This is a genomic window from Neorhizobium galegae (assembly GCF_021391675.1).
GTDB lineage: Bacteria > Pseudomonadota > Alphaproteobacteria > Rhizobiales > Rhizobiaceae > Neorhizobium > Neorhizobium galegae_B.
Genome location: NZ_CP090095.1, coordinates 4,303,668 through 4,329,185, shown reverse-complemented (window position 1 = coordinate 4,329,185; position 25,518 = coordinate 4,303,668). Strand labels below are relative to the sequence as shown.

The window sequence follows — 25,518 nt, the reverse complement described above, 5'->3', positions numbered from 1 at the left end:
CGTCATAATGTCGCGCCAGACCGAATCCCCCTCCGCCATGGAACAGCTCATCGCAACGCTCGACCTCGAAAAGCTCGAGGAGAACATCTATCGCGGCACCAGCCCGGATGTCGGCTGGCAGCGGGTATTCGGCGGCCAGGTGATCGCCCAGGCCCTGATGGCCGCCCAGCGAACCGTCGAGGCCGATCGTTTCGTGCATTCGCTGCATGCCTATTTCATGCGCCCCGGCGATCCTTCCGTTCCGATCCTCTATCAGGTGGAGCGCATCCGCGACGGGTCAAGCTTCACCACCCGCAGGCTCACGGCGGTGCAGCACGGCAAGGCGATCTTTGCCATGTCCGCCTCGTTCCAGGTCGAGGAGGGCGGTTACGAGCACCAGATCGACATGCCCTCCGTTACCCAGCCGGAGGATCTGATGGGCGAGAAGGAGTTCAAGGAGCTCTTCCTCAAGAAGGCGCCGGAGAACGTGCGTCGCTACTGGAGCCGGGAGCGGCCGATCGAAGTGCGCCCCACCTCGCTCGTGCACTATCTCACCAGGGACAAGCTCGAACCGCGGCAGGACATCTGGGTCCGGACCGTCGGCGAGGTACCGTCCGAGCGCCACTATCAGGCAGCCGTGCTCGCCTGGCTCTCCGACATGACGCTGCTCGACGCGTCGCTCTATCCCCACGGCACGTCGATCTTCGATCCGACGCTTCAGGCGGCGAGCCTCGACCACGCCATGTGGTTTCACAGGCCCGCTACATTCGACGACTGGCTCCTCTATACGCAGGACAGCCCGAGCGCCTCCGGCGCCCGCGGAATGACCCGCGGCAGCATTTACACCCGTTCTGGCACACTGATCGCCTCGGTCGCCCAGGAAGGACTGATTCGGAAAAAGGCAAATGATTAATAGTTGTGCAATTTTCTAATTTTGCACAAGTTTTGGACGTCTTTGCGCCATCCAAATGCCCGTTTTTTGAGGCCCGCGTTGTAAGCCTTTACATTTCAATAACTTATAGGCGCGATCGAAACTGGCACGCCCCTTGAATGTATCTCGTCAGTCGCTGTCATGATCTTGACGTCGATGAGGAGAGTCGGCCTTGGCCGAGGACAAACAAAGGATGGGAAAGCCAGATGAAAATCGTGATGGCCATTATCAAGCCGTTCAAGCTGGATGAGGTGCGCGAAGCCCTCACGGCTGTCGGTATCCAGGGCCTGACCGTGACCGAAGTCAAAGGTTACGGGCGCCAGAAGGGACACACCGAAATCTATCGCGGTACCGAATATGCCGTAAGTTTTCTGCCAAAACTGAAGATCGAAATCGCAGTCCCCTCCGACCTCGTCGAAAAGGCCGTGGATGCGATCGCTTCGGCCGCCAAGACCGGCCAGATCGGCGATGGCAAGATCTTCGTCTACTCGATCGAGCAGGCCGTGCGTATCCGCACCGGCGAAACCAACACAGAAGCGCTTTAAGCAGGGCCGACAGGGGAGTTTTTTAGCTATGCAATTTAATAGGATTTCCACTCTGGGACGCCTGGGTGCCGCCGCCGCGGCGCTTCTCGCGCCCGCCGTTGCTTTTGCGCAGACGGCCGCCGCACCGGCCGCTGAAGCTGCAGCCGCAGCTCCGGCCATGACGGTCGACAAGGGCGATACGACCTGGATGCTGATTTCTTCCATCCTTGTCCTTCTGATGATCGTGCCTGGTCTGGCACTGTTCTACGGCGGTCTTGTTCGCGCCAAGAACATGCTCTCGGTTCTGATGCAGGTCATGATGATCGCCGCCGTGGCGATGATTGTCTGGGTCACCTACGGTTATTCGCTCGCCTTCACTGACGGCGGCTCGATGAACAGCTTCATCGGCGGCTTCTCCAAGATGTTCCTTGCAGGCGTCGATACGACGACGATGTCGGAAAGCTTCACCAAGGGCGCTGCCATTCCGGAACTCGCCTTCGTCTGCTTCCAGATGACCTTTGCAGCCATCACCCCTGCGCTGATCATCGGTGCGTTTGCCGAACGTATCAAGTTCTCGGCAGTCATCCTGTTCACCATCCTGTGGCTCACCTTCGTCTACTTCCCGATGGCCCACATGGTCTGGTTCTGGGGCGGCCCGAGCGCCTATTCCGGCCCGACCGGCCTGATCTTCGGCTTCGGCGCGATCGATTTCGCAGGCGGCACCGTCGTCCACATCAACGCTGGTATCGCAGGTCTCGTCGGCGCCATCATGGTCGGCAAGCGCACCGGCTTCGGCAAGGACATGATGGCTCCGCACTCGATGACGCTGACCATGGTCGGTGCAGCGCTTCTGTGGGTTGGTTGGTTCGGCTTCAATGCCGGTTCGAACCTCGAAGCCAATGCCTACGCAGCTCTTGCAATGATGAACACCTTCGTTGCGACCGCTGCCGCTATCGTTGCCTGGGCCCTCGTTGAAACCTTCGCTCGCGGCAAGGCTTCCATGCTGGGTGCTGCTTCGGGTGCCGTTGCCGGCCTCGTCGTGATCACCCCGGCTGCCGGCTTCGTTGGCCCGATGGGCGCTATCATCATGGGTCTGATCGTCTCGCCGGTCTGCTACTTCTTCGTCTCGACCGTCAAGAACAAGTTCGGTTACGACGATACGGCTGACGTCTTCGGCGTACACGGCATCGGCGGCATCATCGGTGCGATTCTCACCGGTGTATTCGTCAACCCGGCTCTCGGTGGTGCGGGCATCGTCGATTACTCGACGGCTGATTTCGCTGCCAGCTATGCCGGCACGGCTACCCAGGTCTGGGCTCAGTTCAAGGGCGTTATCGTCACCCTGCTGTGGTCCGGTATCGGTTCCGCGATCCTCTACAAGATCGTCGACCTCATCGTCGGCCTGCGCGTCACGGTGGAAGCCGAGCGCGAAGGTCTCGACCTCGCCACCCACGGCGAAGCCGCTTACCACTCCTGATCACCGGTTCGCGGCGGCGGGCAACCGCCGCCGTCGCATAATCAAGCCGCAGCCTTTTGTGGAAGCTGCATTGGCCCGGGTTTCGACCCGGGCTTTTTTATTCATGTTTTCAGCCTTCGCCGGGCTCGTTTTGGTTAAAGGGACATTAACCACCATCGCGCTATTCTCCGCTGGAATTGCGTGAATCAGGTCTCAGGCTGCCGATTCGCGCTTGGAGTTGCGTTCAAGGACGGCGGGCAGACACGATGGGCAGAAGCAGTTCAGCGGCTATGGCAAACCGGTCCACCCGCCTGGTGCTCACCGCCTTCGTGTGGCGCCAGGCGCTGGCACTCGCCGGTTTCGGCATCTTCCTCGCATTGGCGCTGGCGGTTGCGGCACTGGCGACCTGGAACGTCGCCGACCCGAGCTTCTCCTACGCGACCGACAATGCGCCGACCAATATCCTCGGCTTTCCGGGGGCGGCCTTCGCCGACCTGATGATGCAGTTCCTCGGGCTTGCAAGCCTCGTCGCCCTGCTGCCGGTGCTCGCCCTCGCCCTGGCTTTGATCGCCGGGCGCAAATACGACCGCGTTCCGGCGCGTCTTGCGGCCTGGGGCGGCGGCACGCTGCTCGCTTCCGCGACATTGGGCTGCTTTCCCGCGCCGCTCACCTGGCCGATCCCGAACGGCATCGGCGGTGTCATCGGCGACATGATCCTGCGCTTCCCGGCGTTGTTCGTCGGCGCCTATCCGACGGGTACCGTGGCGATGGTGCTCGGTTTCCTGTTCATCATCCCCTGTGCCTGGCTGATGCTGTTTGCCTCCGGCCTGGTCGGCGAAGCTTTCGAGGAGGATGCCGAGGACGACGACCAGCCGGTTGCGGCCGCGAAAACCCGTTCCAAGCGCGAGGCGATCGAGGAAGAGGACGACGAGGACCGGTTTGCCGGTTTCCTGGCGTTCGGCGCCATCGCTCACTACTGGTATATCGCCCAGGCCAGATTGCGTCGCCTTGCTGGCATCAAGCCGCGCAGCCGTATGGATTTCGACCAGCCCTACGATTTCAACGAGGACGAGTTCGGGACGCTGAACGAGCCGGTCCGCGCGAGAGCGGCATCCGTTGCCCCCGGCCGTCGCATGGAGCCCTCGCTCGATGGTCCCGCCGAGCGGGTCACCTCGCCGCGTCGGGTGGTGGCGGCTCCACCGATTTCCCGCCATGACGATGACGAGGACTACGATCCGCCCTTCGACCGGGACGACATGCCGCCGCGTCCGGCCGGCATCCTGGCCGATGACGACGAGGACGATGATGCGCCGTTCGTCGCCTCGCGTGCGCCGCAGACCGTCAACGGCGTCCGCGTCCAGCAACGTGTGGCGCCGTCGGCCGCGCCGCCGAAGCCGAGCGCTCGTGTTGCCCGCGAAGCCCAGGGCTCGTTCATCGCGCCCGATGGCTTCCAGCTTCCCTCCGTGCATCTCCTGAACGAACCGAAGGCCGTCGCGCGCGACGCCTCGCTGTCGGCCGATGCGCTGGAACAGAACGCCCGGCTGCTCGAAGGCGTTCTCGAGGATTTCGGCGTCAAGGGCGAGATCATCCATGTCCGCCCCGGCCCGGTCGTGACACTCTACGAACTCGAGCCTGCGCCGGGCATCAAGTCGTCGCGCGTCATAGGCCTTGCGGACGACATCGCCCGCTCGATGAGCGCGATCGCCGCCCGCGTCGCCGTCGTTCCCGGCCGCAACGCGATCGGCATCGAACTGCCGAACCGTACCCGTGAGACGGTCTACCTGCGCGAAATGATCGGCTCCAAGGATTTCGAGGGCAGCAAGGCGAAGCTCGCCATGGCGCTCGGCAAGACGATCGGCGGCGAGCCTGTCGTGGCCGACCTTGCCAAGATGCCGCATCTGCTCGTCGCCGGCACCACCGGTTCGGGTAAATCGGTTGCCATCAACACCATGATCCTGTCGCTTCTCTATCGCTATACGCCGGAGAAGTGCCGCCTGATCATGATCGACCCGAAAATGCTCGAACTCTCCGTCTATGACGGCATCCCGCATCTCCTGTCGCCCGTGGTCACCGACCCCAAAAAGGCCGTCGTCGCTCTCAAATGGACCGTCCGCGAGATGGAAGAGCGATACAAGAAGATGTCGAAGATCGGCGTGCGCAATATCGACGGCTTCAACAGCCGCGTCGAGCAGGCGATGGAAAAGGGCGAGGTGCTGACCCGCACCGTGCAGACCGGTTTCGACCGCCATACCGGCGAGGCCATGTACGAGACGGAGGAATTCGATCTCCAGCCGATCCCCTATATCGTCGTGATCATCGACGAAATGGCCGACCTGATGATGGTCGCCGGCAAGGATATCGAAGGCGCCGTGCAGCGCCTGGCGCAGATGGCGCGCGCCGCCGGCATCCATGTGATCATGGCGACCCAGCGCCCGTCGGTCGATGTCATCACCGGCACGATCAAGGCGAACTTCCCGACCCGCATTTCCTTCCAGGTGACGTCGAAGATCGACAGCCGCACGATCCTCGGCGAGCAGGGTGCCGAACAGCTGCTCGGCATGGGCGACATGCTCTACATGGCCGGCGGCGGCCGCATCCAGCGTGTCCACGGGCCTTTCGTCTCCGATACCGAGGTCGAAGACATCGTCGCCTACTTGAAAACCCAGGGCCAACCCCAATATCTCGATGCGATCACGGCCGATGACGACGAGGACGGTGACGGTGCCGGCCCGGCCGGCATGTCCAACCTCGCAGAGTCGGACGACCCCTATGACCAGGCGGTGGCGATCGTGCTGCGGGACGGCAAGGCGTCGACGTCCTATGTCCAGCGCCGTCTCGGCATCGGCTACAACCGTGCCGCTTCGCTCATCGAGCGGATGGAGCAGGAGGGGTTGATCGGGCCGGCCAACCACGCCGGCAAACGCGAGATCCTGGTGCCGACCGAGGGCGACATCCTCGAACGGTAAGGCTTTCGTGATCGCCACGGGCGCGGCCATCAAGCCGCCGCCTTTGGTGCGGAGGAGTAACGAAAGGAGACCAGAATGAAGAACGAAAAGACCATCCTTTCAAATGCCAATTTGGGCATCAATTCCGGCGCACTTGGCCGCCGGCAGTTTTCGCTGGGTCTTGCCGGCCTGGCAGCGGCTGCCTTTGCGCCGAACCTCGGCTTCGCCCAGAGCGCCGGCAGTGCTGCGGCCCAGAAGATCGCCGACCATTTCTCCTCGGTTAAAACCATGATGGGCGAATTCGTGCAGTTCGGGCCGCGCGGCGAGCAGACCGGCGGAAAATTCTTCATCGAACGCCCCGGCAAGCTGCGCTTCAATTTCGAAGATCCGTCGCCGATCCGCGTCATCGCCGACGGCAAGAATGTCGTGATCGGCAATATGAAGCTGAAGACCTGGGATATCTACCCGCTCTCCAAGACGCCGCTCAGCCTGTTGCTGTCGAGCCGCATCGACCTCGGCAACCAGATGGTCCGCGACGTCAAGGAAGAATCCGACATCACCACGATCGTGCTCGGCAACAAGACCGTGTTCGGCGATTCGACCATCACCATGATGTTCGATTCCAAGACCTACGATCTGCGCCAATGGACGATCACCGACGCCCAGAACAAGGACACGTCGGTGATGATCTACAACGTCCAGAACGGCGTCAATCTCGACGATAAGGTCTTCATCATCCCCTATGAGGACGTCCGCAAGGGCTGACCTCGGCAGGGTCTGAAATCAATGAAGGGCTGCGCTTGGCTGCGCGGCCCTTTTTGCTTCTCAGGGACCGCAAAATTCCCTAAAGCTCGCGGCAGAGCCCCGAGGGATATCATGACATTTTCGATTACGACCTGGAATATCAACTCTGTGCGGCTGCGCATGCCGATCGTCCAGCAGTTCCTCGTCCGCCACAAGCCGGACATTCTCTGCCTGCAGGAAATCAAGTGCCAGGAGCCTGAGTTTCCGCTGCAGCCGCTGAAGGATCTCGGTTACCAGCACATCATCATCCACGGCCAGAAGGGTTATCACGGGGTCGCCATCGCTTCGAAGGTGCCGCTCCTCGAAGACCATCGCCAGAACTACTGCGATGTCGGCGATGCCCGGCACATATCGGCGCTCTTCGAGCGCGGCTCGCGGCGCATCCGCCTGCATAATTTCTACGTGCCCGCCGGCGGCGACGAGCCGGACCGGACGATCAACCCGAAATTCGGGCACAAGCTCGATTTCATCGAGGAGATGAAGGCGCTGAAGGCCGATGCCATGCCCGGCATTTCCTCGATCCTGGTCGGCGATCTCAACATCGCGCCGTTGGAGCACGACGTCTGGTCGCACAAGCAGCTCCTGAAGATCGTCAGCCACACGCCTGTCGAGACAGAGGGCATGAAGGAAATCATCGCCAAGGGCGGCTGGCTCGACCTGATGCGCCAGCATACGCCGGAGCCCGAGAAGATCTACACGTGGTGGAGCTACCGCGCCAAGGACTGGGAAGCGGCGAACAAGGGCCGGCGGCTCGACCATATCTGGTCCTCGCCCGATCTCGGGCCGTTCCTCGACCGCATCGACGTGCTGAAGGAAGCACGCGGCTGGAACCAGCCTTCGGACCACGTGCCGGTGACGGCGGTGTTCAAGTTCTGAGATTGGTGGATCTTATCCGTCGCGATATGCTGCGGGACTGTGGCCCCCTCATCCGCCTGCCGGCACCTTCTCCCCGCTGGGGAGAAGAGATATGCCGCGCCGCAGCCGTTCTTCCTCTCCCCTTGGGGAGAGGGTGGCCGAGCAAAGCGGAGGCCGGGTGAGGGGGCCGCGGGCTCGGCTAAATCAAGAAGAAGCCTTCAGGCAAACCGGTCCTGCATTGCCGCCGCCGCCTTGGCGAGGCTGGCGATATTGTCGCGGATGCGGCTTTCGATCACCCGGCCGACCTGCGGATATTCCTCGAGCAGGCGGTGGAACAGCGAGCGGCTGATCTTCAGGGCTTCGGAATCCTCGATCGCAATTGCGGTGAACTTGCGCTCCACCATGGTCACGAGCGCCAGCTCCGACAGCAGCGTACCGGGGCCGACGGTTGCTTCGACCTTCATCTCGCCGTTGCGGTCCGCCATCAGCAGCTCGAAACGGCCCCTTGCGACGATGAAGGCCGATTCGGCCGGGGATTTCTCCCGAAACAGCTGCTGGCCGGTCGTCACCTGCCGCCGCTCGGCGCCGAAGGCGACGAGGCGCAGCTGGTCTTCATTCATGTCCCGGAACAGCGGGACCTGCGACAGCAGGCGGATATCTTCGGTCAGCGACATCGGGGCTCTTTACGGTACGATCTTGTAGCCGCCGTTTTCAGTGACCAGGATTTCGGCGCTCGACGGATCGCGCTCGATCTTCTGGCGAAGACGGTAGACATGGGTTTCCAGCGTATGCGTTGTGACGCCGGAATTATAGCCCCAGACTTCCTCCAGGAGGACATCGCGGGTGACGACCTTCTGGCCGGCGCGGTAGAGATAGCGGATGATCGCGGCTTCCTTTTCGGTCAGGCGGATCTTCTTGCCATCCTCTGTGGTCAACAGTTTCTGGCTCGGCTTGAAGAGATAGGGGCCGACCGTGAAGGTGGCGTCCTCGCTCTGCTCGTACTGGCGAAGCTGGGCGCGGATGCGGGCGAGCAACACGGCGAAGCGGAAGGGCTTCGTCACATAGTCGTTGGCGCCGGCTTCGAGGCCGAGGATCGTGTCTGAATCGGTGTCGTGGCCGGTCAGCATGATGATCGGCGCCTTGAAGCCGTTCTTGCGTAAGAGCTTCACCGCCTCGCGGCCGTCCATGTCCGGCAGGCCGACGTCCATGATCAGCAGGTCGATCTGGGCATTCTTGGCGGTCTGCAGTGCTTTGGCTGCATTCGCCTCCTGGAGGATTGCGAACTCTTCGTAAAACGACAACTGCTCGACGAGCGTCTCGCGCAGATCTTCGTCGTCGTCCACCAGGAGTATCGTGCGCGCTGCCATGCGTTCTTGCCTTTCGTCTCGCCGTTGCGTCCTGACCGTCATTGCCAGCCAATCGAAGCGCATTTAGGGCTCCTCGATCTAAATCCCTACAGCATCGACCCGAAAATCGGAATCGATTTTCGGAAAGTACGATGCTTCGATTCAATATGCTAAAGCGTCCTTTGCGCATCCGGAGGATGCGCGGCGCTTCAGTGTGCTATGAATTCAAACGAAATCATATTCAAAGCAAAACCTTGTGAGAGAAATGCAACGTTTTCGCGAGGGAAATCACAAAAAGACGGCTGTCGTCACCGTCCGGACCGCGCCGCGCGACCGGAGCCGGGCAATCGTCTCCTTCGGCGGCATCACCGTGCCGGCGGCGCTCGGGCGGTCCGGCACTTCTCCCTTCAAGCGGGAAGGGGACGGCGCAACGCCGATTGCGGCGATGCGCCTTCTCAACGGCTATGTCCGTGGGGACCGCGTGACGCTGCCCCCGACGCCGCTTTCGATCACGCGCATCGGTAAAGACCTGCTGTGGTGCGACCAGCCGGAGCACCCGTCGTACAACCGCCCGGTGAAGGCACCGTTCCGGCCAAGTCATGAAGAGATGATGCGGGTCGACGGGCTCTACGACATCTGTCTTGTGCTCGACTGGAACGTCACCTCGCGAGCCCGAAATCGCGGCTCGGCGATCTTCTTCCACCTGATCAAGCCCGGCTACCAGCCGACTGCGGGATGCATCGCCGTCAGTTTGCAGGACATGAAACGGCTCATCCGCTTCATGCGCAGGGGAACGGTGGTGAGGGTGCTATGAAGTTGGTTCTTGCGGTTATGCTTTTCGGGATGACGTCACAGGCTGGGAGCCCTTTCGCACCTGTCTCCGGGACGCCGCTTATCCAAGTGGCTGCCCCAGCCGATGTTCCGCGTTCGGGAATGTTCGACCGCAATCACCCATGGCCCGAAGATGCGATACGCCTTTACAAGGAAGCTGCGGCGATAGAATGGGAAACAAAGCCATCTGAAGCGGTCGAGGCCTATCGGCAAGTGCTCGCACATATCGAGGATTTTCCTCAGGACCTGCGTGAAAGTCTGAATACCAGGTACATGACCGCATCTATTCGGACCTGGATTGCTTCGCTGCTGACGAGGACGAAGCGTTTCAGCGAAGCCTGGCCCGAGCTTGAGCAGGCCAGGAAGGTTGCCGACGATCTCCTGCTCAATTGGGGCTATTCTTTTCCCCTCGTCAGTCTATCCCGTGTCGTGCGTACACGCACGGCCGACTTGCAGTTGGCAATCGGGGCATCGGAGGCGGCGGCGCAATCGGCCCTCGAGGCCATGGACCTCGTCGCCGCGTTTACAGCGGAGCGTCCCGATGATGAAGAGCTGCAGTCCGAACTGGCGATGACGATGCTCTATGCCGCGGAATCGGCGCGTATGCGAGGGGCGACTGCCGAGGCTCAAACAATCGCCAGGCGATTGATCGAGGTCCGGTTGCTGCTTCTGCAATCGCATCCGGCGGACGTGCGAAAAATGCGCGATGCCTCCTCCGCGCATATCCTCATCGGTGAACTTTCAAGAGAGTTTGGCAAACTGGACGAGGCAAAGTCGGCATTCTTGGCCGCACTCCAGCTTCGCCAGCAGGTAGAGAGGCGCAATCCCGGTCCGAGGAGCTCCGATGATCTTTTGCCGGTCTATAGCAGCCTTGTTAACCTTGCACGGCAGCAAATTCAGTGGGATGAAGTCAAGACCTATGCCAAGGTCGGTCTCACAACCAGTCGATCGATCCTCCAGAAATATCCTGGCAAGGCAGGTGCCTCCGAAAGCGTTGCTGTGTTCCTGACAATGCTGGCCGAATGGGAGGAACAGCAAGACGATCTGGCTGCTGCGGAAAAATATCTCCTGGAGGCTCTTTCTCTTCGCAAGGCGGCTGCCCGAAGTTTCACGCTTGATGCGCGCTCGCAGCGAAGCCTGCATGTCGCGTTCAACCGGATCGGCGATATATATCGTCAACAGAAACGATTGCCGGAGGCCCGTGAAGCCATCGAATCCGCAAAGCAGATCAGCGTTGCAATGATCGAGCGAGATCCGACCAACCTATCTTTGCAGCGGGATCTTTCGGTCAGCTACAACCGCCTCGGAGATTGCTATTTGGACGAAGGGTTGTCCAACAAGGCGCTGGAAAATTATCGCGATGGGCTGAGAATAAGGCGGTCGATCGCTGACATCGACAAGGGGAGCGTTGCTGCAAAGTTGGATGTCGTTCGCTCGCTGGGCATGGTTGGAGACGCCGCCAAAAGCGAAACCGAATATCGGGAGGCTCTCGCTATCCTCGATGTGCTCAAGGCAAACGGCAATCTCCCAAAGGTCAATGACGAATGGTTCGACTGGATCCATCAGAGGATCGAAGATCTGAAAGCTAAGTAGTAGTTGGATGGTGAACTGATTCAGTGGGCCTTTAGATCGCTGACAATCAGCCTTGACGCACTCATCTGAAACGAAAATGCCCGGCGCTATGGCCGGGCATCTCGAAATCAAAGCTGAAAGACGCTTATTTCCACTCGCGGATATCGACGAAGTGGCCGGCGACCGCGGCTGCGGCGGCCATGGCCGGCGAGACGAGGTGGGTGCGGCCCTTGTAGCCCTGGCGGCCCTCGAAATTGCGGTTCGAGGTGGAGGCGCAGCGCTCGCCCGGCTTCAGGCGGTCGTCGTTCATCGCCAGGCACATCGAGCAGCCCGGTTCGCGCCATTCGAAGCCGGCGTCCTTGAAGATCCTGTCGAGGCCTTCGGCTTCCGCCTGTTCCTTGACGATGCCCGAGCCCGGAACGACCATGGCGGAGACTGTCGATGCGACCGTGCGGCCTTCGACCACCTTGGCCGCGGCGCGCAGGTCTTCGATGCGGCCGTTGGTGCAGGAGCCGATGAAGACGCGGTCGATCGCGATGTCGGTGATCTTGGTGCCCGGCTTCAGGCCCATATAGTCCAGCGCACGCCATTTGGAGGTGCGCTTGGTTTCGTCCTGGATGTCGTCGGGGTTCGGAACGGAACCCTCGACCGAGATCACGTCTTCCGGCGAAGAACCCCAGGAGACGATCGGCGGCAGGTTGGCGGCGTCGAGCACGACGACCTTGTCGAAATGCGCGTCTTCGTCGGTCTGCAGCGTCCTCCAGTAGTCGAGCGCCATGTCCCAGGCCTTGCCCTTCGGGGCGCGCGGCTTGTCCTTGATATACTCGAACGTCTTTTCGTCCGGCGCGATCAGGCCGGCGCGGGCGCCGCCTTCGATCGTCATGTTGCAGACCGTCATGCGGCCTTCCATGGAGAGCGCGCGGATCGCTTCGCCGGCGAATTCGATGACGTGGCCGGTGCCGCCGGCAGTGCCGATTTCGCCGATGATGGCAAGGATGATGTCCTTGGCGGTGACGCCCGGCGGCAGCTGGCCGTCGACGCGCACCAGCATGTTCTTCGCCTTCTTCTGCACCAGCGTCTGGGTAGCGAGCACGTGCTCGACTTCAGACGTGCCGATGCCGTGCGCCAGCGCACCGAAGGCGCCGTGGGTCGAGGTGTGGCTGTCGCCGCAGACGATGGTCATGCCCGGCAGGGTGAAACCCTGTTCCGGGCCGACGATGTGCACGATGCCCTGGCGGACGTCCTTTTCGGAATAATATTCGACGCCGAAATCGCGGGCGTTCTGGGCAAGCGCTTCCACCTGGATGCGGCTTTCCTCGTTCTTGATGCCTTCGTGGCGGTCGGCGGTGGTCGGGACGTTGTGGTCGACGACGGCGAGCGTCTTTTCCGGCGCGCGGACCTTGCGGCCGGCGATGCGCAGGCCCTCGAAAGCCTGCGGCGACGTCACTTCGTGAACGAGGTGACGGTCGATGTAGAGAAGACAGGTGTGGTTCTCATCCTCGGAAACGACGTGGTCGTCCCAGATCTTGTCATAGAGGGTGCGGGGTGCGCTCATGGCTGCTATCCGTAAAGCTGACTGAAACAGGAAATGGGTATCCGGCAGCACGGGGCTGCCTCAAGCTGAGGAAAGTCAGCTAAGTCGGTCGCAGAGCGCCCCGGATACCCGCGCGAAAAACCGTGCCGGCAGACGCTTGTGGTCCTGCAGCACGACGATATGGTTCGCGAGGCATCCAAATTTCGATCCCATGGCGGCTGCAATAGCAGTTTCCGGAGAAATCGGCAATCAAATTGCTTCGTCGGAAACCTGTCGCATGTTTGTCATAAAGCTTTCGTGGAAACGTGGTTGATCTCAGTTTCCATAACGGAGGAATGCCCACCATGTCCGAGCCCATGCAAGACCAGCTCAGCCGCATCAAGGAAGAGATCGCCGACAGCTTCGATGAAGAGCTGGAAATGCAGATGGAAGAGGACCGGCTCGACGAGCTGGTCGCCGAGGGCATGTCCGAGCCCGCCGAGGCGACGATCGACCGCCGGATCTATTTCCGCGAGCTCTTCCGCCTCCAGCACGAGCTCGTCCGCCTGCAGGACTGGGTGCAGTACAAGAAGCTGAAGATGGTCGTACTGTTCGAAGGCCGCGACTCGGCGGGCAAGGGCGGCGCCATCAAGCGCGTCACCCAACGCCTCAATCCGCGTGTCTGCCGCACCGTCGCCCTTCCGGCCCCGACCGAGCGCGAACGCAGCCAGTGGTATTTCCAGCGCTACGTGCCGCATCTGCCGACCGCCGGTGAAATGGTGCTGTTCGACCGCTCCTGGTACAACCGCGCCGGCGTCGAGCGCGTCATGGGCTTCTGCACCAAGGACGAGCTGGAGGAGTTCTTCCGCTCGGTGCCGGAATTCGAGCGCATGCTGGTCCGCTCCGGCATCATCCTCGTCAAATACTGGTTCTCGATCACCGACGAGGAGCAGGAATTCCGCTTCAAGATGCGCATCCACGATCCGCTGAAGCAGTGGAAGCTGTCGCCGATGGACCTCGAAAGCCGCGTCCACTGGGAAGAATATACCAAGGCCAAGGAAGAGATGCTCCAGCGCACCCACATTCCGGAAGCGCCGTGGTGGGTGGTGCAGGCCGTCGACAAGAAGAAGGCGCGGCTCAACATGATTTCCCACCTTCTCGCGCAGGTGCCTTACGAGACCGTGCCGAAGGAACAGATCGACCTGCCGGGCCGCGTCCGGAACGACGATTACATCCGCCATCCGGTGCCGGCGGACATGTACGTCCCGGAAGCCTATTGAACAAAACTGCGCCCTGCCGTCGTTGACGCTGCGGGGCGCAGACAGAGACTGAAACGGGAGGCGGACTTCGGGCCGCCTTTTGCTACTAGCGCTCCGTCCTTCTCCGCAAACGTCCTTCGATGCCGCGCAGGGCCAGCGACAGGCCGATCGTCAGCAGCAGGTAGATATAGGTGACGATCGAATAGGTCTCGAAGAAGCGGAAGGAGCCGGCCGCATAGACCTTGGCCATCTGGGTGATGTCGGCGACGCCGAGGACCGAGACGAGCGACGAATCCTTCACCATCGAGACGAAGTCGTTGGAAAGCGGCGGCAGGATCACCCGCATCGCCTGCGGGAAGACGACCAGCCGGAAACGCTGCCAGCGGGTGAAACCCAGTGCCCTTGCCGCCTCGATCTGGCCGATGTCGACGGCCTGGAACCCGGCGCGAAAGATTTCGGCGATGAAGGCGGCATAACCGATCGTCAGCGCGATGATCGCCCGCCAGAGCAGCGAGACGTCGCGCACCAGAAGTGCCTGGCCCCAGCCACGCTCGATCAGCGGCGCCAGCGCCCAGTTGTAGAGCGTCACGAAGGCCGGCGCGCCGACGAAAGCGATGTAGAAGAGCAGGACGAGGATCGGGATGCCGCGGATGAGCTCGATATAGAAACGCGCGGCCTGCCTCAGCACGACATTGCCGGAAAGCCCCGCAAGCGCGATGCCGAGCCCCAGTAGCGTCGCCAGGAGAAAGGCGGCCAGCGTCACGCCGACCGTGATGCCGATGCCCTTGGCGACGACATTGAAGACCTGGGAATAGAGGTCGTTGAGGGCGATGACTGCCGCCAGGCCGAAACAAAGGATCCCGAAGGCGACCAGCCACCAGGGGAAATCCTGCGGCTGGGACGTCCTGCGGCGCGAAGGCGCCATGTCTTTACTGGCCCATCTTGTAATCGAGCAACCACTTCTTGTTCAGCGCATCCAGCGTGCCGTCGGCCTTCTGCGCGGTGATCGCCGCGTTGACCGGCGAAACAAGATCAGATCCCTTCTTGAAGATGAAGCCAAAATCCTCGGTGCCAAGAGGCTCGCCGATCAGTTTCAAGGAACCGCCGGAGGCCTTGACGTAACCGTCGCCGGCGGTGCTGTCCGTCAGAACCAGATCGACGTCTCCCGCCTTCAACGCCTGCACGGTCGCGCCAAAGGTCTCGAACAGCTTGATCCGCGGGTTCTGCTCATTGCCGTCGAGGATTTCGTAGACCGCCGTGTAGAACGGACTGGTTCCTGGCTGTGCGCCGATAAGTCCAGTCGTCAGCGTGCTAAAACCCTTGGCGTCGGTGAAGCGTTTTTCATCGCCGCGCACCAGCATCAGCTGCTGCGAGCGCATATAGGGATCGGAGAAATCGACCTTCTCCTTGCGGTCGTCCTTGATGGTGATGCCGGTCATGCCGATATCGTATTGCCCGTCGGAAACGGCCTGGATCATCGCGTCCCAGCTGGTGCTCTGGTATTCGAGCTTGAAATTCAGCCGCCTGGCGATCTCGGCCATCGCGTCATATTCCCAGCCGATCGCCTTGCCGCTCTTCGGATCGACGAATTGCAGCGGCGGATAGGCGTTTTCCGTCACTACCACCACGGTGCGGCCCTTCAGGTCCGGCAGTTCGGCGGCGCTGGCGGCGGGTGCAAAGGCAATGGCGGCAAGGCCGGAGATCAGCATACGGCGTGAGAGCATTGTGGCACTCCTGACAAATGACTGGCGAATCCCTCTCATGAAAAGCCGGCCGATAGCAAGCGACCGGCAGCGGGCATCTTTTTCTTGCCGCGCATGAGGGGGTCCTCTACATCCCCTTCACCGAAATACGCTGCTTCCTCTGCGGCAAATGCTTTGGAGTAAATAAGTTGGTTCAGGAAAAAGAGCTAATTTCAAAGATCGTGTGGCGGCTTATGCCGTTCCTCGGCGTCCTTTATCTGATTGCCTATATCGACCGTCAGAACGTCAGTTATGCCAAGCTGGAAATGGTCGGCGCGCTCGGCATGAGCGAATATGCCTATGGTCTCGGCGCCTCGCTTTTTTTCATCGGCTACTTTCTGTTCGAGGTTCCGAGCAACCTCTTCCTCACGCGGTTCGGCGCCAGCCGCTGGTTCGCCCGCATCATGATCACCTGGGGCATTGTGACCGTGGCGCTCGCCTACACGCAGAACGCGACGATGTTCTACATCCTCCGTTTCCTGCTCGGCGTTGCGGAAGCAGGCTTCTTCCCGGGCGTCCTCTACCTGCTGACGCTCTGGTTCCCGAAGGATTATCGCGGCCGCATGGTCGGCCTGTTCATGATCTTCAGCGCGCTCGCCAATGCCGTGGGCGCCCCGATTGGCGGCATGCTGCTCGATCTGAACGGGCTGCTTGGCCATGAGGGATGGCAGTGGGTCTTCCTGGCGACCGGCATTCCCGCGGTGCTCGCCGGGATCGTCACTTTCTTTTATCTCGATGACACCCCGGAAAAGGCGAAATTCCTGACGGAGGATGAAAAGCGCTGGCTGCACGATCGGCTGGCGCGTGAGAATTCCGGAATGGAGGAGCATGCAGACAACGGATTCAAGGCGCTCGTCAATCCGCGGGTGCTTCTGATGGCGCTCTGCTATATCGGCTTTCCGCTCGCTGCCTACGGTCTCAGCTACTGGCTGCCGACCATCGTCAGGGGGTTCGGCGTCTCGAACACGACGAACGGCTTCATCAACATCATTCCGTGGGTGATCGTCGCGCTCGCGCTATGGGTGGTGCCGGCCGCCGCAGACCGGGCCGAGAACAAAACTCCCTATATTGTCGGTCCCGCCTTCGTCGGCGCGATATGTCTGGCGCTTTCCGCGCTCGTCACCTCGCCGACCTTGCAGTTCACCTTCCTTTGCGTCGCCGCAGCCGGCATTTTCGCGGGCCAGCCGGTCTTCTGGAGCCTTCCCTCACGCTTCCTCAGGGGTGCGGGCGCAGCGGCCGGCATTGCGGCGATCAATTCGGTCGGCAATCTCGGCGGCTTCATCGCACAGAACGTCGTCCCCTGGATCCGGGATTCGACCGGCAACAATATCCTGCCGATGGTCTTCCTGGCGGTCTGCCTTGCTGTCGCCGGTGTCCTCGTCATCATCGTCGGCCGAATGTTGGCGGCGAGACAGGCGATCTCCGTCTGACCGGACGTTACTGCCATTGGTTCCCTCTGCGGAACCAATGGCGGCAAAACTGCCTGCTTCCGTCTCACCGGCGTTTCTCCTATGTCTTTTGGCAAGCCAGATCAAAACGCTTGGGAGAATGTCGATGATACGAGTCCTGAAACATGCCGCTCTGGGTTTGGTCCTGTTCGGGGCCGCGATGGGCACACTTGCCGCGCCGTCGCTGGCACAGGAGCCGGTGATGGCCGCTCCGGACAAAGACGCGCTTTTCACCAGCACGGACCCCAAGCTGCATGCAAACAAGCAGGTTGTCTACGGGATCGTCCGTGACCTGCTGGAAGCCAATCAGTGGGACAAGGCCGATCAGTATCTCACTGAACGTTACATCCAGCACAACCCGAATGCCGCGTCAGGGCGCGAGGGGGTGGTACGCTATTTCATCGACGTCCTGAAGCGGAAGCCGAGCCCCATTCCGACCAAGATAAAAACGCCGGTCGCCTTTGTCACAGCGGAAGGCGATCTGGTGACCGTGGGGATGGTGCGCGAAATGAAAGATCCTCGCGATCCTTCGAAGAGCTATACCAGCACCTGGTACGACACATGGCGTATCGTCAATGGCAAGGCGGACGAACATTGGGATTCTGCCGTCAGGAATTAAACCTGTATCGCGCAACAAAAAAGGCGGCTCGAAGGCCGCCTTTTCCGTATTCGATATGAAAAGCTTATTCGGCAGAAGCTTCAGCGGCCTTGGCGGCTTCGGCTGCTTCAGCAGCCTCTGCTGCGGCCTTTGCTTCAGCGGCTTCCGCTGCTGCCTTTTCGGCGGCGAGAGCCTGGGCTGCTGCAACCTTCTCGGCTTCGATCCGTGCCTTTTCTTCGGCAACGGCCTGACGCTCGGCGTCGTTCAGCTTGCGGGCGCGAACGCCGGTGTCTTCGACGATACGAGCCGACTTGCCGCGACGATCGCGCAGGTAATAGAGCTTGGCGCGACGAACCTTACCGCGGCGAACGATTTCGACACTCTCGACCATCGGCGAGTAGACCGGGAATACGCGCTCGACGCCTTCGCCGTAGGAGATCTTGCGAACGGTGAAGCTTTCGTTGATGCCGCCGCCGGAACGGGCGATGCAGACGCCTTCATAGGCCTGTACGCGGGTACGGGTGCCTTCCGTGACCTTCACGTTGACGCGGACGGTGTCGCCAGCGGAAAATTCCGGAAGCGTGCGCTTGGCTGCAATCTTGGCGGCCTGTTCGGCTTCCAATTCCTGGATGATATTCATCGTCTCAAACCTTTGGTTCTTCTGAAACAGCCAGAGCGCTCAGATAATATCCCTTTGGTCAAAGCCTCGGGGATTTGCCTTTTCGGCAGAGCGAATTCACCATTCTTTGTTGCTGGTCGACGGGATATTTCCCATTTCCGGCTGGGCCAATACACGAAAGACTTGGGTTTGTCATCCCGTTGATTGCGATTTTGTGACGAAAAAGCCCGCTATTGCCGCGTTTCGCCGAAGCCGCTATCTGATGGCCAGGGATGAGGAAACACCAATGACAATCACAATGATAGCCCTGCTTGCCGCGGCGGGCTTCCTGTCCGGTGCGGTCAACGCGATCGCCGGCGGCGGGACCTTTCTGACTTTCGGGGCGATGACGCTTGCCGGCGTCCCGCCGATCCTGGCCAATGCGACGTCCTCGATCGTCCAATTCCCGGGTTATGTCACTTCGACGATCGCCTATTGGGACGAGATTTCCAGCCACTGGCGCAGCGCGCTCGTGCTTGCGCTGGTTTCGGTGGTCGGCGCCTTTGCCGGTGCCTTCCTGCTGCTGTCGCTCGACAATCCTTCATTTCGCGCGCTGGTGCCCTGGCTTCTGGCGGCTGCGACTGCGGTGTTTGCGGCGGGTCCCTGGCTGAAACCGAAGGCGACGGCGGAACGGTCGGCCAATTCTCCCGGTTCCGTCATCGGCCAATTCCTGACGGCCATCTATGGCGGGTTCTTCGGCGCCGGCATGGGCATCATGATGCTCGCCGTGCTCGGGGTGACGACCGGGGGCAGCTACCACCATCTCAACGCGCTGAAGAATATGCTGGCGATCCTGATCGCGGCCGTCGCCATCGTCGTCTTCGTCGGCGGCGGCATCATTGCCTGGCCGGAGGCGCTGGTGATGATCCCGGCCGGTGCGCTTGGCGGTTATGCCGGCGTGTGGATGGCGCGACGGGTGCCGCAGGCTGTGCTGCGCTGGTGCGTGGTGGCTGTGGGGGTCGGGCTGACGATCTATTACTTCGTGACCGGCTGAGTGGGGGCTATTTCGCGACGGGGTTGCGTGGCGACTATTCGTGATCGGCTGAGCCAGCCGCCCCCTCACCCGGCCTCCGCTCCGCTCGGCCACCCTCTCCCCCAAGGGAGAGGAGGGAGTAGCGACGGTGCGGCATAACCCTCTTCTCCCCAGCGGGGAGAAGGTGCCGGCAGGCGGATGAGGGGGTTACTTCGCCTCGTTCCGAAGCGTATCGGCAAGCAAATCCGGCCGCCGCTCGACTGTCAGCTTTTTCGCTTCTTCGAGCCGCCATTTCTCGATCGCCGCATGATTGCCCGACGTCAGCACGGCCGGGATTTCCAGGCCTTCGAACACCTGCGGCCTGGTATATTGCGGATGTTCAAGCAGCCCGTTCTCGAAGCTTTCATGGGTGCCGGAGAGTGCATTGCCCATGACGCCTGGCAGGATGCGCACCACCGCGTCGAGCAGCGTCAGCGCGGCCGGCTCGCCGCCGGACAGAACGTAGTCGCCGATCGACACCTCCTCGAGATTGCGGGCATCGATCACTCGCTGGTCGACGCCTTCGAACCGGCCGCAGATAATCACCACGCCGTCGCCGGCCGCCAGCTCGCGTACCCTCTCCTGCGTCAGCGGTTTTCCGCGCGGGCTCATCAGCAGTCGCGGACGGCTGTCACCTTCGGAGACGTTGTCGATCGCCTTGGCCAGAATATCCGGCTTCAGCACCATGCCGGCGCCGCCGCCGGCCGGTGTGTCGTCCACCGTGCGGTGCCGGTCCTCAGCAAAATCGCGGATCTGCACCGTGTCGAGCGACCATTGCCCGCGCTCCAGCGCCTTGCCGGCCAGGGACAAGGCCAAATGCCCCGGAAACATCTCCGGGTAGAGCGTCAGGATGGTGGCGCGGAAGGTCATCGTTCCTATTTGCCCTTTTTGGGCAGGCCCGGTGCCGGACCGTCGTCTTCCGGATTCTCGGCAAGGCCGGCGGCCTGCGGATCGATGACGATCTTGCCGCCTTCGAGGTCGATCTCCAGCACTGCCGCCTCGGAGAAGGGGATGAGGGCAGGGCGGCGGCCGGGGCCCTTCAGCTCCAGCAGATCGCCGGCGCCGAAATCATAGACCGCGCTCACCGTGCCGTAGCTCTTGCCGTCCTGATCGACCGCTTCGAGGCCTTCGAGGTCCGCATAATAGAATTCGTCTTCCTCGAGTTCGTCGTCGGGCAGGTTGTCGCGCTCGATGAAGAGTTCGAGGCCGGCCAGCGCTTCGGCCGCATTGCGGTCGTTGATGCCGCGGAAACGGACGATCGCGATGTTCTTCGCCTCGCGAATTTCGAGGATCTCGAAGATCCGGCCGTCCTCGCTGTGCAGGTTGCCGTATTCGCCGAGCGCCGTCGGATCGGCCGTATACGTGCGCACCCGCACCTCGCCTCTCAAGCCTTGGGCGGCGCCGATGGTCGCCATCAGAATGGGGTTTTCGAGCTTGGTCATGCGGGTCGTGATCTCGGTTGTCGTGCGCTCATTTAAGCGCTGCGCGATCAAAAGCAAACAGCAAAACGGGCAGCGCGTTGCCGCGCCACCCGTCGATTGCGAAAGAATTTTCGCGAAGCTTATGCTTCGGCGGCAGCGGCTGCTGCGTCTTCGGCCTTCTGGGCGCGTTCCTTGACGCGTTCCTGGGCCTTCTTGCCCGGCAGTGCCTTTTCCGGGTTGTTCTTGGCAGCGCGCTGGGCAAGGCCGGCTTCTGCGAGGAAGCGCAGAACGCGGTCGGTCGGCTGGGCGCCGTTGTCGATCCAATGCTGGATGCGCTCGGCATTCAGTTCGACGCGCTTGGCATCGTCCTTGGCGAGCATCGGGTTCCAGGAACCGAGCTTTTCAAGGAAGCGGCCGTCGCGGGGCGAACGGGCGTCGGCAACGACGACGGTGTAATACGGACGCTTCTTGGAGCCGCCGCGGGCGAGACGAATTTTCAGGGCCATTTCATTTACTCCTAGGTTTTCTGGCCGCCGCCAGGCGGGCCGGGTTCTTCTTGAGGCCGCCATGAGGCGGGCTGGTTCATGCTAACTTTGCGCCGACGTGTTCGGCGGCGATGGCTTCATGGTGCCGGATGACTTCCTTGATGACGAAGTTCAGGAACTTCTCGGCGAAATCCGGGTCCAGATGCGCTTCCTTCGCCAGGCGGCGAAGACGCTCGATCTGGAATTCTTCGCGCGCCGGGTCGGCCGGTGGCAAATCGTACTGGGCTTTCAGGACGCCCACTTCCTTGGTGCAGCGAAAGCGCTCCGCCAGCATGTGAACGAGCGCCGCGTCGATGTTGTCGATCGACTGGCGATAGCTTGCAAGTTTCGCTTTGACCTCGGCGTCAACCATCGGCGTGTCCTCCCTCACTTCTTCTTGGGCAGGCCGGGAAGGCCCGGGAAACCGCCGCCAAGGCCGGGCAGCTTGGGCGCACCGAGACCCGGCATGCCGCCGCCCGGAAGGCCCGGCATCGAGCCCGGCTTGAAGCCCGCGGCCTCCGCCTGCTTCTGCAGCGCTTCGAGCTGTTTCGGATCGAGCTTGGACAGGTCGGGCATGCCGCCCATTCCACCCATTCCGCCAAGACCCATCTTCGAGGCAAGGCCGCCCATCATCTGCTTCATCATGCCGCCCTTGCCTTTGCCGCCCATCATTTTCATCATGTCGGCCATCTGGCGGTGCATTTTCAGAAGCTTGTTGATTTCCGCGGCATCCGTGCCGGAGCCGGCGGCGATGCGCTTCTTGCGGCTGTGCTTCAGCATATCCGGGTTGGCGCGCTCGGCTCTCGTCATCGACTGGATGATGGCGATATGGCGGGCGAACGTCTTGTCGCTCATGCCGGCGGCCGAAAGCTTGTCCTTCATGCCGCCCATGCCGGGCATCAGCCCCATGATGCCGCCCATGCCGCCGAGCGACTGCATCTGCTTCAGCTGTTCGGCCAGGTCGTTGAGGTCGAACTTGCCCTTGGCCATCTTCTCGGCCATGGCGCGCGCCTTGTCGGCGTCGATATTTTCCGCGGCCTTCTCGACCAGCGAGACGATGTCGCCCATGCCGAGAATGCGGTCGGCGATGCGGCGGGGATGGAATTCCTCCATCTCCGTCATCTTTTCGCCGGTACCGATCAGCTTGATCGGCTTGCCGGTGACCGCGCGCATCGAAAGGGCCGCACCGCCGCGGCCGTCGCCGTCCATGCGGGTCAGCACGAGGCCGGTAATGCCGACGCGCTCGTCGAAATTGCGCGCGAGGTTGACGGCGTCCTGGCCGGTCAGACTGTCGGCGACCAGCAGGATCTCATGCGGGTTCGAGCGGCGCTTGATCTCCGCCATCTCCGCCATCAGCGGCTCGTCGATATGGGTACGGCCGGCGGTGTCGAGGATGACCACGTCATGGCCGCCGAGCTTGGCCGCCTGCACGGCGCGGGCGGCGATCTCGACCGGCGACTGGCCGGCGATGATCGGCAGCGTGTCGACGCCGGTCTGGACGCCCAGCTGACGGAGCTGTTCCTGGGCAGCCGGGCGACGCGTGTCGAGCGATGCCATCAGCACCTTCTTGCGCTCGCGATCGGTCAACCGCTTGGCGATCTTGCCCGTCGTCGTCGTCTTGCCGGAACCCTGGAGGCCGACCATCATGATCACAACCGGGGCGACCGCATGCAGGTCGATGCCGACGCCTTCGGAGCCGAGCATCTCGATCAACTCGTCATGGACGATCTTGACGACCATCTGGCCGGGCTTGATCGACTTCAGGACTTCGGCGCCGACGGCTTTTTCGCGCACCTTGTCGGTAAAAGAGCGCACGACTTCCAGCGCCACGTCCGCTTCGAGCAGGGCACGGCGAACCTCGCGCAGAGCGGCGGACACATCCGCCTCGCTCAATGCGCCACGGCCGGTCAGTCCACTCAAGATGGAGCCAAGACGGTCCTGGAGGCTTTCGAACATCGTTTCTTCCTTCTTCGTTTCGGGATCACCGAAACGTCGGGTTCTTGTCTGCGGAAAACAAGAGACAAAGCCAAAAAGCACCCGAGGGCGCAACGCGCTGTCGGGTGTTGACCTCCGGGCTCATTATGTCGGCCCCGGTCGGCGGCTCCAAGTCGTAACTTGTCAGCAGATGGGCGGGCTTAAACAGCAAGCGGGTTGGAAAGTCAAGGCTGGTACGTCCACTGCGCCGCGCGCTTGCGAGGATATTCATTTCGACTATACTGAATATTCCTGCAGCACTCCATGGGAGTGGATTGTCCGTGTCCCTTTATATCCGTGACGACAAGGTCGATGAACTGGCAAACGAGGTCATGCGGCGGCTTGGTACGAAGACCAAGACAGAGGCCGTGCGCGTGGCGCTGGAGAACGAGCTGAAGCGGGCCGGCGAGGAGCTGTCTTTGGAGGAGCGCGTGAAACGGCTGCAAGACCGCGTCGCCGCTCGCATGGGGCCGCATGCCGCCGATTTTGATGAAAAGGCTTACATGGACGAGATGTGGGAAAGCTGATGTTTCTCGACGCATCGGCCGTGGTCGCCGTTCTGACCCGCGAGGAAGAGGCTGAGGCCTTGCTTGCCAAGATCGCCGGCTCCAAAGAGCCGATCCACTATTCATCGGTAACGATGTTCGAGGCGGTGATCGGGATTTCCCGAAAGACGGCAATCAGCATTCACGGAGACCAGCGTCCCACTCCACCTGAACTGATCGCGCAAGCTCAGGGAGATGTGGAAGAGTTCATGCGGAGCATCGGCGCCGTTGAAGTTGCCTTTCCGCCCGGGTTGCACGGCGTTGCCCTCGAAGTGGCACGCACCTATGGCCGGTTCGTCGGTCATCCGGCCAGGCTCAATTTCGGCGACTGTTTTTCCTATGCAGCTGCACGAACGCTACAGTCACCGCTCCTTTTCGTGGGCAACGATTTTTCCAGGACGGACATAGAGGTCGCGTAAATGTGTCCGTTCCTTGCGCAAGCTCTCTTCCCACGTGCAAGAGGACGCTGATAGACAGCTTTGATGAACCGACGAAAATTCCTGAAATGGTCCGGTATCGGTGGGATCGCTGCCCTCGTGGGCGGGTTCGCGGCAAGGGGAGCCATGGCTGCCAACAAATATTACTCCGGTCCGGTCTCCGATCATTTCGACGGAACGTATTTCTTCAACCCGGGTGGCGAGGAGCCGCGCGGCGGGCTTGACCTGCTGCGCTGGAAGCTCGGGGGCAACAATATCGCCTGGCCGGACAGTTTTCCGAGCCCGTTTCCGCAGGCCGTCCCGGAAACCCGCGTCTCGGGCGACCGGCTGACCGTCACCATGGTCGGCCATGCGGCGATGCTGATCCAGGTCGCCGGCCTCAACATCCTGACCGATCCGGTCTGGGACGATCGCGCCAGCCCGGTGCGTTTCGCGGGTCCGAAGCGGGTCAATCCGCCCGGCATCCGTATCGGCGACCTGCCGCCGATCGATGTCGTGCTCGTCACCCATAACCATTACGACCATATGGACCTCGAGACCCTCCGGGTGCTGCAGGGCCGCGACAAGCCGCATTTCGTCACGCCGCTCGGCAATGACGCGCTCATCCGCTCCCGCGTCAGGGATGCGAGGATCACGGTGATGGACTGGGGCGGCCAAGAGCAGATCGCGCCCGGCATCGTCCTGCATTGCGAGCCCTGCCATCACTGGTCGGCGCGCGGGGTGGGCGACCGGCGTATGGCGCTGTGGGCCGCCTTCGTCTTCGAAACCCCCGCGGCCAAGATCTACCATATCGGCGATACCGGCTTTCATGGCGGCATCAATTACCGCGCGGCCCGTGAGAAACACGGGCCGTTCCGGCTCGCCAACCTGCCGTTCGGCGCCTACGAGCCGCGCTGGTTCATGCAGGCGCAGCACCAGAACCCGGACGAGGCGGTCGAAGGCATGCTTCTCTGCGACGCGGCTTTCGTCGCCGGCCATCATTGGGGTACGTTCGACCTCACCGACGAGGGGATCGAAGAGCCGCTGGCGGCGCTTCATGCCGCTCTCGATAGACGCCGCATTTCGCGCGACCGCTTCCGGCCCATGCGCCCCGGCGAAGTCTTCGAAGTGCCGACAATTTCCGTCTGAGCACGCCGGACCTGTT

26 protein-coding genes are annotated in these 25,518 nt (G+C 61.8%); 15 read left to right on the top strand and 11 right to left on the bottom strand.

Annotation, left to right across the window (positions count from 1 at the left end; translation table 11 throughout):
* Nucleotides 1-7 precede the first annotated feature (7 nt).
* The 6 genes from tesB (at nt 8) to LZK81_RS21320 (ending at nt 7,515) form a co-directional block, all read left to right on the top strand.
* A complete protein-coding gene (gene tesB, locus LZK81_RS21345) occupies nt 8-892 on the top strand; it encodes an acyl-CoA thioesterase II (RefSeq protein ID WP_233954585.1) in 885 nt (294 codons plus the stop codon).
* A gap of 224 nt (nt 893-1,116) precedes the next feature.
* Nucleotides 1,117-1,455 (top strand): P-II family nitrogen regulator, encoded by a 339-nt coding sequence (locus LZK81_RS21340; protein WP_007773854.1) that lies wholly within the window; start codon nt 1,117-1,119, stop codon nt 1,453-1,455.
* Nucleotides 1,456-1,483: 28 nt separating this feature from the next.
* Nucleotides 1,484-2,911, top strand: a complete 1,428-nt coding sequence (locus LZK81_RS21335) for an ammonium transporter (RefSeq protein WP_233954584.1) — start codon at nt 1,484-1,486, stop codon at nt 2,909-2,911.
* 245 nt (nt 2,912-3,156) lie between these two features.
* Entirely contained in the window at nt 3,157-5,856 is a 2,700-nt protein-coding gene (locus tag LZK81_RS21330) for an FtsK/SpoIIIE family DNA translocase (RefSeq protein ID WP_233954583.1), read from the top strand.
* A gap of 75 nt (nt 5,857-5,931) precedes the next feature.
* Complete coding sequence (locus LZK81_RS21325) at nt 5,932-6,600, top strand: outer membrane lipoprotein carrier protein LolA (RefSeq protein WP_046612257.1); 669 nt, start codon at nt 5,932-5,934, stop codon at nt 6,598-6,600.
* Nucleotides 6,601-6,711: 111 nt separating this feature from the next.
* A complete protein-coding gene (locus LZK81_RS21320; RefSeq protein WP_046605189.1) occupies nt 6,712-7,515 on the top strand; it encodes an exodeoxyribonuclease III in 804 nt (267 codons plus the stop codon).
* A gap of 197 nt (nt 7,516-7,712) precedes the next feature.
* Here the strand turns inward: LZK81_RS21320 and LZK81_RS21315 are convergent, their stop codons facing one another.
* Complete coding sequence (locus tag LZK81_RS21315; protein WP_046605190.1) at nt 7,713-8,168, bottom strand: cyclic nucleotide-binding domain-containing protein; 456 nt, start codon at nt 8,166-8,168, stop codon at nt 7,713-7,715.
* 9 nt (nt 8,169-8,177) lie between these two features.
* Entirely contained in the window at nt 8,178-8,861 is a 684-nt protein-coding gene (locus tag LZK81_RS21310; protein ID WP_046605386.1) for a response regulator transcription factor, read from the bottom strand.
* Nucleotides 8,862-9,105: 244 nt separating this feature from the next.
* On the opposite strand from LZK81_RS21310, the gene LZK81_RS21305 reads away from it, so the two are divergent.
* Nucleotides 9,106-9,654, top strand: a complete 549-nt coding sequence (locus LZK81_RS21305; RefSeq protein WP_233954582.1) for a L,D-transpeptidase family protein — start codon at nt 9,106-9,108, stop codon at nt 9,652-9,654.
* Complete coding sequence (locus LZK81_RS21300) at nt 9,651-11,264, top strand: hypothetical protein (RefSeq protein ID WP_233954581.1); 1,614 nt, start codon at nt 9,651-9,653, stop codon at nt 11,262-11,264. Before LZK81_RS21305 ends, LZK81_RS21300 begins: the two co-directional genes overlap by 4 nt.
* Before the next feature lie 124 nt (nt 11,265-11,388).
* Here LZK81_RS21300 and leuC read toward each other — a convergent pair whose 3' ends face one another.
* Complete coding sequence (gene leuC / locus LZK81_RS21295; protein WP_233954580.1) at nt 11,389-12,798, bottom strand: 3-isopropylmalate dehydratase large subunit; 1,410 nt, start codon at nt 12,796-12,798, stop codon at nt 11,389-11,391.
* 323 nt (nt 12,799-13,121) lie between these two features.
* Here leuC and ppk2 point away from each other — a divergent pair, with 323 nt between their 5' ends.
* The gene (gene ppk2, locus LZK81_RS21290) at nt 13,122-14,036 is read left to right on the top strand and encodes a polyphosphate kinase 2 (protein WP_038590953.1); all 915 of its coding nucleotides are present in this window, start codon (nt 13,122-13,124) and stop codon (nt 14,034-14,036) included.
* A gap of 85 nt (nt 14,037-14,121) precedes the next feature.
* Here ppk2 and LZK81_RS21285 read toward each other — a convergent pair whose 3' ends face one another.
* Both LZK81_RS21285 and LZK81_RS21280 read right to left on the bottom strand, forming a co-directional pair.
* Nucleotides 14,122-14,940, bottom strand: coding sequence for an amino acid ABC transporter permease (locus LZK81_RS21285; protein ID WP_233954579.1), 819 nt, complete (start codon nt 14,938-14,940; stop codon nt 14,122-14,124).
* 4 nt (nt 14,941-14,944) lie between these two features.
* Nucleotides 14,945-15,739, bottom strand: a complete 795-nt coding sequence (locus LZK81_RS21280; protein WP_233954578.1) for a transporter substrate-binding domain-containing protein — start codon at nt 15,737-15,739, stop codon at nt 14,945-14,947.
* Nucleotides 15,740-15,906: 167 nt separating this feature from the next.
* Between LZK81_RS21280 and LZK81_RS21275 the strand changes: the two genes are divergently transcribed.
* The gene (locus tag LZK81_RS21275; protein WP_233954577.1) at nt 15,907-17,187 is read left to right on the top strand and encodes an MFS transporter; all 1,281 of its coding nucleotides are present in this window, start codon (nt 15,907-15,909) and stop codon (nt 17,185-17,187) included.
* A gap of 124 nt (nt 17,188-17,311) precedes the next feature.
* A complete protein-coding gene (locus LZK81_RS21270) occupies nt 17,312-17,824 on the top strand; it encodes a nuclear transport factor 2 family protein (protein WP_080952478.1) in 513 nt (170 codons plus the stop codon).
* A gap of 64 nt (nt 17,825-17,888) precedes the next feature.
* Here the strand turns inward: LZK81_RS21270 and rplS are convergent, their stop codons facing one another.
* Nucleotides 17,889-18,443 carry a 50S ribosomal protein L19 gene (gene rplS, locus LZK81_RS21265; RefSeq protein WP_046605196.1) on the bottom strand — a complete coding sequence of 185 codons (555 nt, stop codon included), beginning with the start codon at nt 18,441-18,443 and terminating at the stop codon, nt 17,889-17,891.
* Nucleotides 18,444-18,708: 265 nt separating this feature from the next.
* Here rplS and LZK81_RS21260 point away from each other — a divergent pair, with 265 nt between their 5' ends.
* The gene (locus LZK81_RS21260) at nt 18,709-19,455 is read left to right on the top strand and encodes a sulfite exporter TauE/SafE family protein (protein WP_046626336.1); all 747 of its coding nucleotides are present in this window, start codon (nt 18,709-18,711) and stop codon (nt 19,453-19,455) included.
* Nucleotides 19,456-19,641: 186 nt separating this feature from the next.
* On the opposite strand, the gene trmD is transcribed toward LZK81_RS21260, so the two are convergent.
* From trmD to ffh, 5 genes are all read right to left on the bottom strand, one after another.
* Nucleotides 19,642-20,343 carry a tRNA (guanosine(37)-N1)-methyltransferase TrmD gene (gene trmD / locus LZK81_RS21255; protein ID WP_233954576.1) on the bottom strand — a complete coding sequence of 234 codons (702 nt, stop codon included), beginning with the start codon at nt 20,341-20,343 and terminating at the stop codon, nt 19,642-19,644.
* Nucleotides 20,344-20,348: 5 nt separating this feature from the next.
* Complete coding sequence (gene rimM / locus LZK81_RS21250; RefSeq protein ID WP_046605388.1) at nt 20,349-20,915, bottom strand: ribosome maturation factor RimM; 567 nt, start codon at nt 20,913-20,915, stop codon at nt 20,349-20,351.
* Between the two features lie 119 nt (nt 20,916-21,034).
* Nucleotides 21,035-21,400 (bottom strand): 30S ribosomal protein S16, encoded by a 366-nt coding sequence (gene rpsP / locus LZK81_RS21245; RefSeq protein ID WP_038546684.1) that lies wholly within the window; start codon nt 21,398-21,400, stop codon nt 21,035-21,037.
* A 76-nt stretch (nt 21,401-21,476) separates the two neighbouring features.
* Nucleotides 21,477-21,791: a chorismate mutase gene (locus tag LZK81_RS21240; RefSeq protein WP_046605199.1), complete on the bottom strand. Its 315-nt coding sequence runs from the start codon at nt 21,789-21,791 to the stop codon at nt 21,477-21,479.
* 14 nt (nt 21,792-21,805) lie between these two features.
* On the bottom strand, nt 21,806-23,374 hold the full coding sequence (gene ffh / locus LZK81_RS21235; RefSeq protein ID WP_233954575.1) for a signal recognition particle protein: 1,569 nt from the start codon (nt 23,372-23,374) through the stop codon (nt 21,806-21,808).
* 299 nt (nt 23,375-23,673) lie between these two features.
* Here ffh and LZK81_RS21230 point away from each other — a divergent pair, with 299 nt between their 5' ends.
* The 3 genes from LZK81_RS21230 to LZK81_RS21220 all read left to right on the top strand — a co-directional run bounded on the left by LZK81_RS21230 (nt 23,674) and on the right by LZK81_RS21220 (nt 25,502).
* Nucleotides 23,674-23,919 carry a type II toxin-antitoxin system VapB family antitoxin gene (locus tag LZK81_RS21230; protein ID WP_046600838.1) on the top strand — a complete coding sequence of 82 codons (246 nt, stop codon included), beginning with the start codon at nt 23,674-23,676 and terminating at the stop codon, nt 23,917-23,919.
* Entirely contained in the window at nt 23,919-24,356 is a 438-nt protein-coding gene (locus LZK81_RS21225; RefSeq protein WP_233954574.1) for a type II toxin-antitoxin system VapC family toxin, read from the top strand. The genes LZK81_RS21230 and LZK81_RS21225 overlap by 1 nt, the downstream gene beginning before the upstream one ends.
* Before the next feature lie 63 nt (nt 24,357-24,419).
* Complete coding sequence (locus LZK81_RS21220) at nt 24,420-25,502, top strand: MBL fold metallo-hydrolase (protein ID WP_233954573.1); 1,083 nt, start codon at nt 24,420-24,422, stop codon at nt 25,500-25,502.
* Nucleotides 25,503-25,518 lie beyond the last annotated feature (16 nt).

Bases quoted from the DNA above. Each gene is read 5' to 3' on its own strand.
- tesB (WP_233954585.1), top strand. From the start codon at position 8: ATGTCGCGCCAGACCGAATCCCCCTCCGCCATGGAACAGCTCATCGCA.
- LZK81_RS21340 (WP_007773854.1), top strand. From the start codon at position 1,117: ATGAAAATCGTGATGGCCATTATCAAGCCGTTCAAGCTGGATGAGGTG.
- LZK81_RS21335 (WP_233954584.1), top strand. From the start codon at position 1,484: ATGCAATTTAATAGGATTTCCACTCTGGGACGCCTGGGTGCCGCCGCC.
- LZK81_RS21330 (WP_233954583.1), top strand. From the start codon at position 3,157: ATGGGCAGAAGCAGTTCAGCGGCTATGGCAAACCGGTCCACCCGCCTG.
- LZK81_RS21325 (WP_046612257.1), top strand. From the start codon at position 5,932: ATGAAGAACGAAAAGACCATCCTTTCAAATGCCAATTTGGGCATCAAT.
- LZK81_RS21320 (WP_046605189.1), top strand. From the start codon at position 6,712: ATGACATTTTCGATTACGACCTGGAATATCAACTCTGTGCGGCTGCGC.
- LZK81_RS21315 (WP_046605190.1), bottom strand. From the start codon at position 8,168: ATGTCGCTGACCGAAGATATCCGCCTGCTGTCGCAGGTCCCGCTGTTC.
- LZK81_RS21310 (WP_046605386.1), bottom strand. From the start codon at position 8,861: ATGGCAGCGCGCACGATACTCCTGGTGGACGACGACGAAGATCTGCGC.
- LZK81_RS21305 (WP_233954582.1), top strand. From the start codon at position 9,106: ATGCAACGTTTTCGCGAGGGAAATCACAAAAAGACGGCTGTCGTCACC.
- LZK81_RS21300 (WP_233954581.1), top strand. From the start codon at position 9,651: ATGAAGTTGGTTCTTGCGGTTATGCTTTTCGGGATGACGTCACAGGCT.
- leuC (WP_233954580.1), bottom strand. From the start codon at position 12,798: ATGAGCGCACCCCGCACCCTCTATGACAAGATCTGGGACGACCACGTC.
- ppk2 (WP_038590953.1), top strand. From the start codon at position 13,122: ATGTCCGAGCCCATGCAAGACCAGCTCAGCCGCATCAAGGAAGAGATC.
- LZK81_RS21285 (WP_233954579.1), bottom strand. From the start codon at position 14,940: ATGGCGCCTTCGCGCCGCAGGACGTCCCAGCCGCAGGATTTCCCCTGG.
- LZK81_RS21280 (WP_233954578.1), bottom strand. From the start codon at position 15,739: ATGCTCTCACGCCGTATGCTGATCTCCGGCCTTGCCGCCATTGCCTTT.
- LZK81_RS21270 (WP_080952478.1), top strand. From the start codon at position 17,312: ATGATACGAGTCCTGAAACATGCCGCTCTGGGTTTGGTCCTGTTCGGG.
- rplS (WP_046605196.1), bottom strand. From the start codon at position 18,443: ATGAATATCATCCAGGAATTGGAAGCCGAACAGGCCGCCAAGATTGCA.
- LZK81_RS21260 (WP_046626336.1), top strand. From the start codon at position 18,709: ATGACAATCACAATGATAGCCCTGCTTGCCGCGGCGGGCTTCCTGTCC.
- trmD (WP_233954576.1), bottom strand. From the start codon at position 20,343: ATGACCTTCCGCGCCACCATCCTGACGCTCTACCCGGAGATGTTTCCG.
- rimM (WP_046605388.1), bottom strand. From the start codon at position 20,915: ATGACCAAGCTCGAAAACCCCATTCTGATGGCGACCATCGGCGCCGCC.
- rpsP (WP_038546684.1), bottom strand. From the start codon at position 21,400: ATGGCCCTGAAAATTCGTCTCGCCCGCGGCGGCTCCAAGAAGCGTCCG.
- LZK81_RS21240 (WP_046605199.1), bottom strand. From the start codon at position 21,791: ATGGTTGACGCCGAGGTCAAAGCGAAACTTGCAAGCTATCGCCAGTCG.
- ffh (WP_233954575.1), bottom strand. From the start codon at position 23,374: ATGTTCGAAAGCCTCCAGGACCGTCTTGGCTCCATCTTGAGTGGACTG.
- LZK81_RS21225 (WP_233954574.1), top strand. From the start codon at position 23,919: ATGTTTCTCGACGCATCGGCCGTGGTCGCCGTTCTGACCCGCGAGGAA.
- LZK81_RS21220 (WP_233954573.1), top strand. From the start codon at position 24,420: ATGAACCGACGAAAATTCCTGAAATGGTCCGGTATCGGTGGGATCGCT.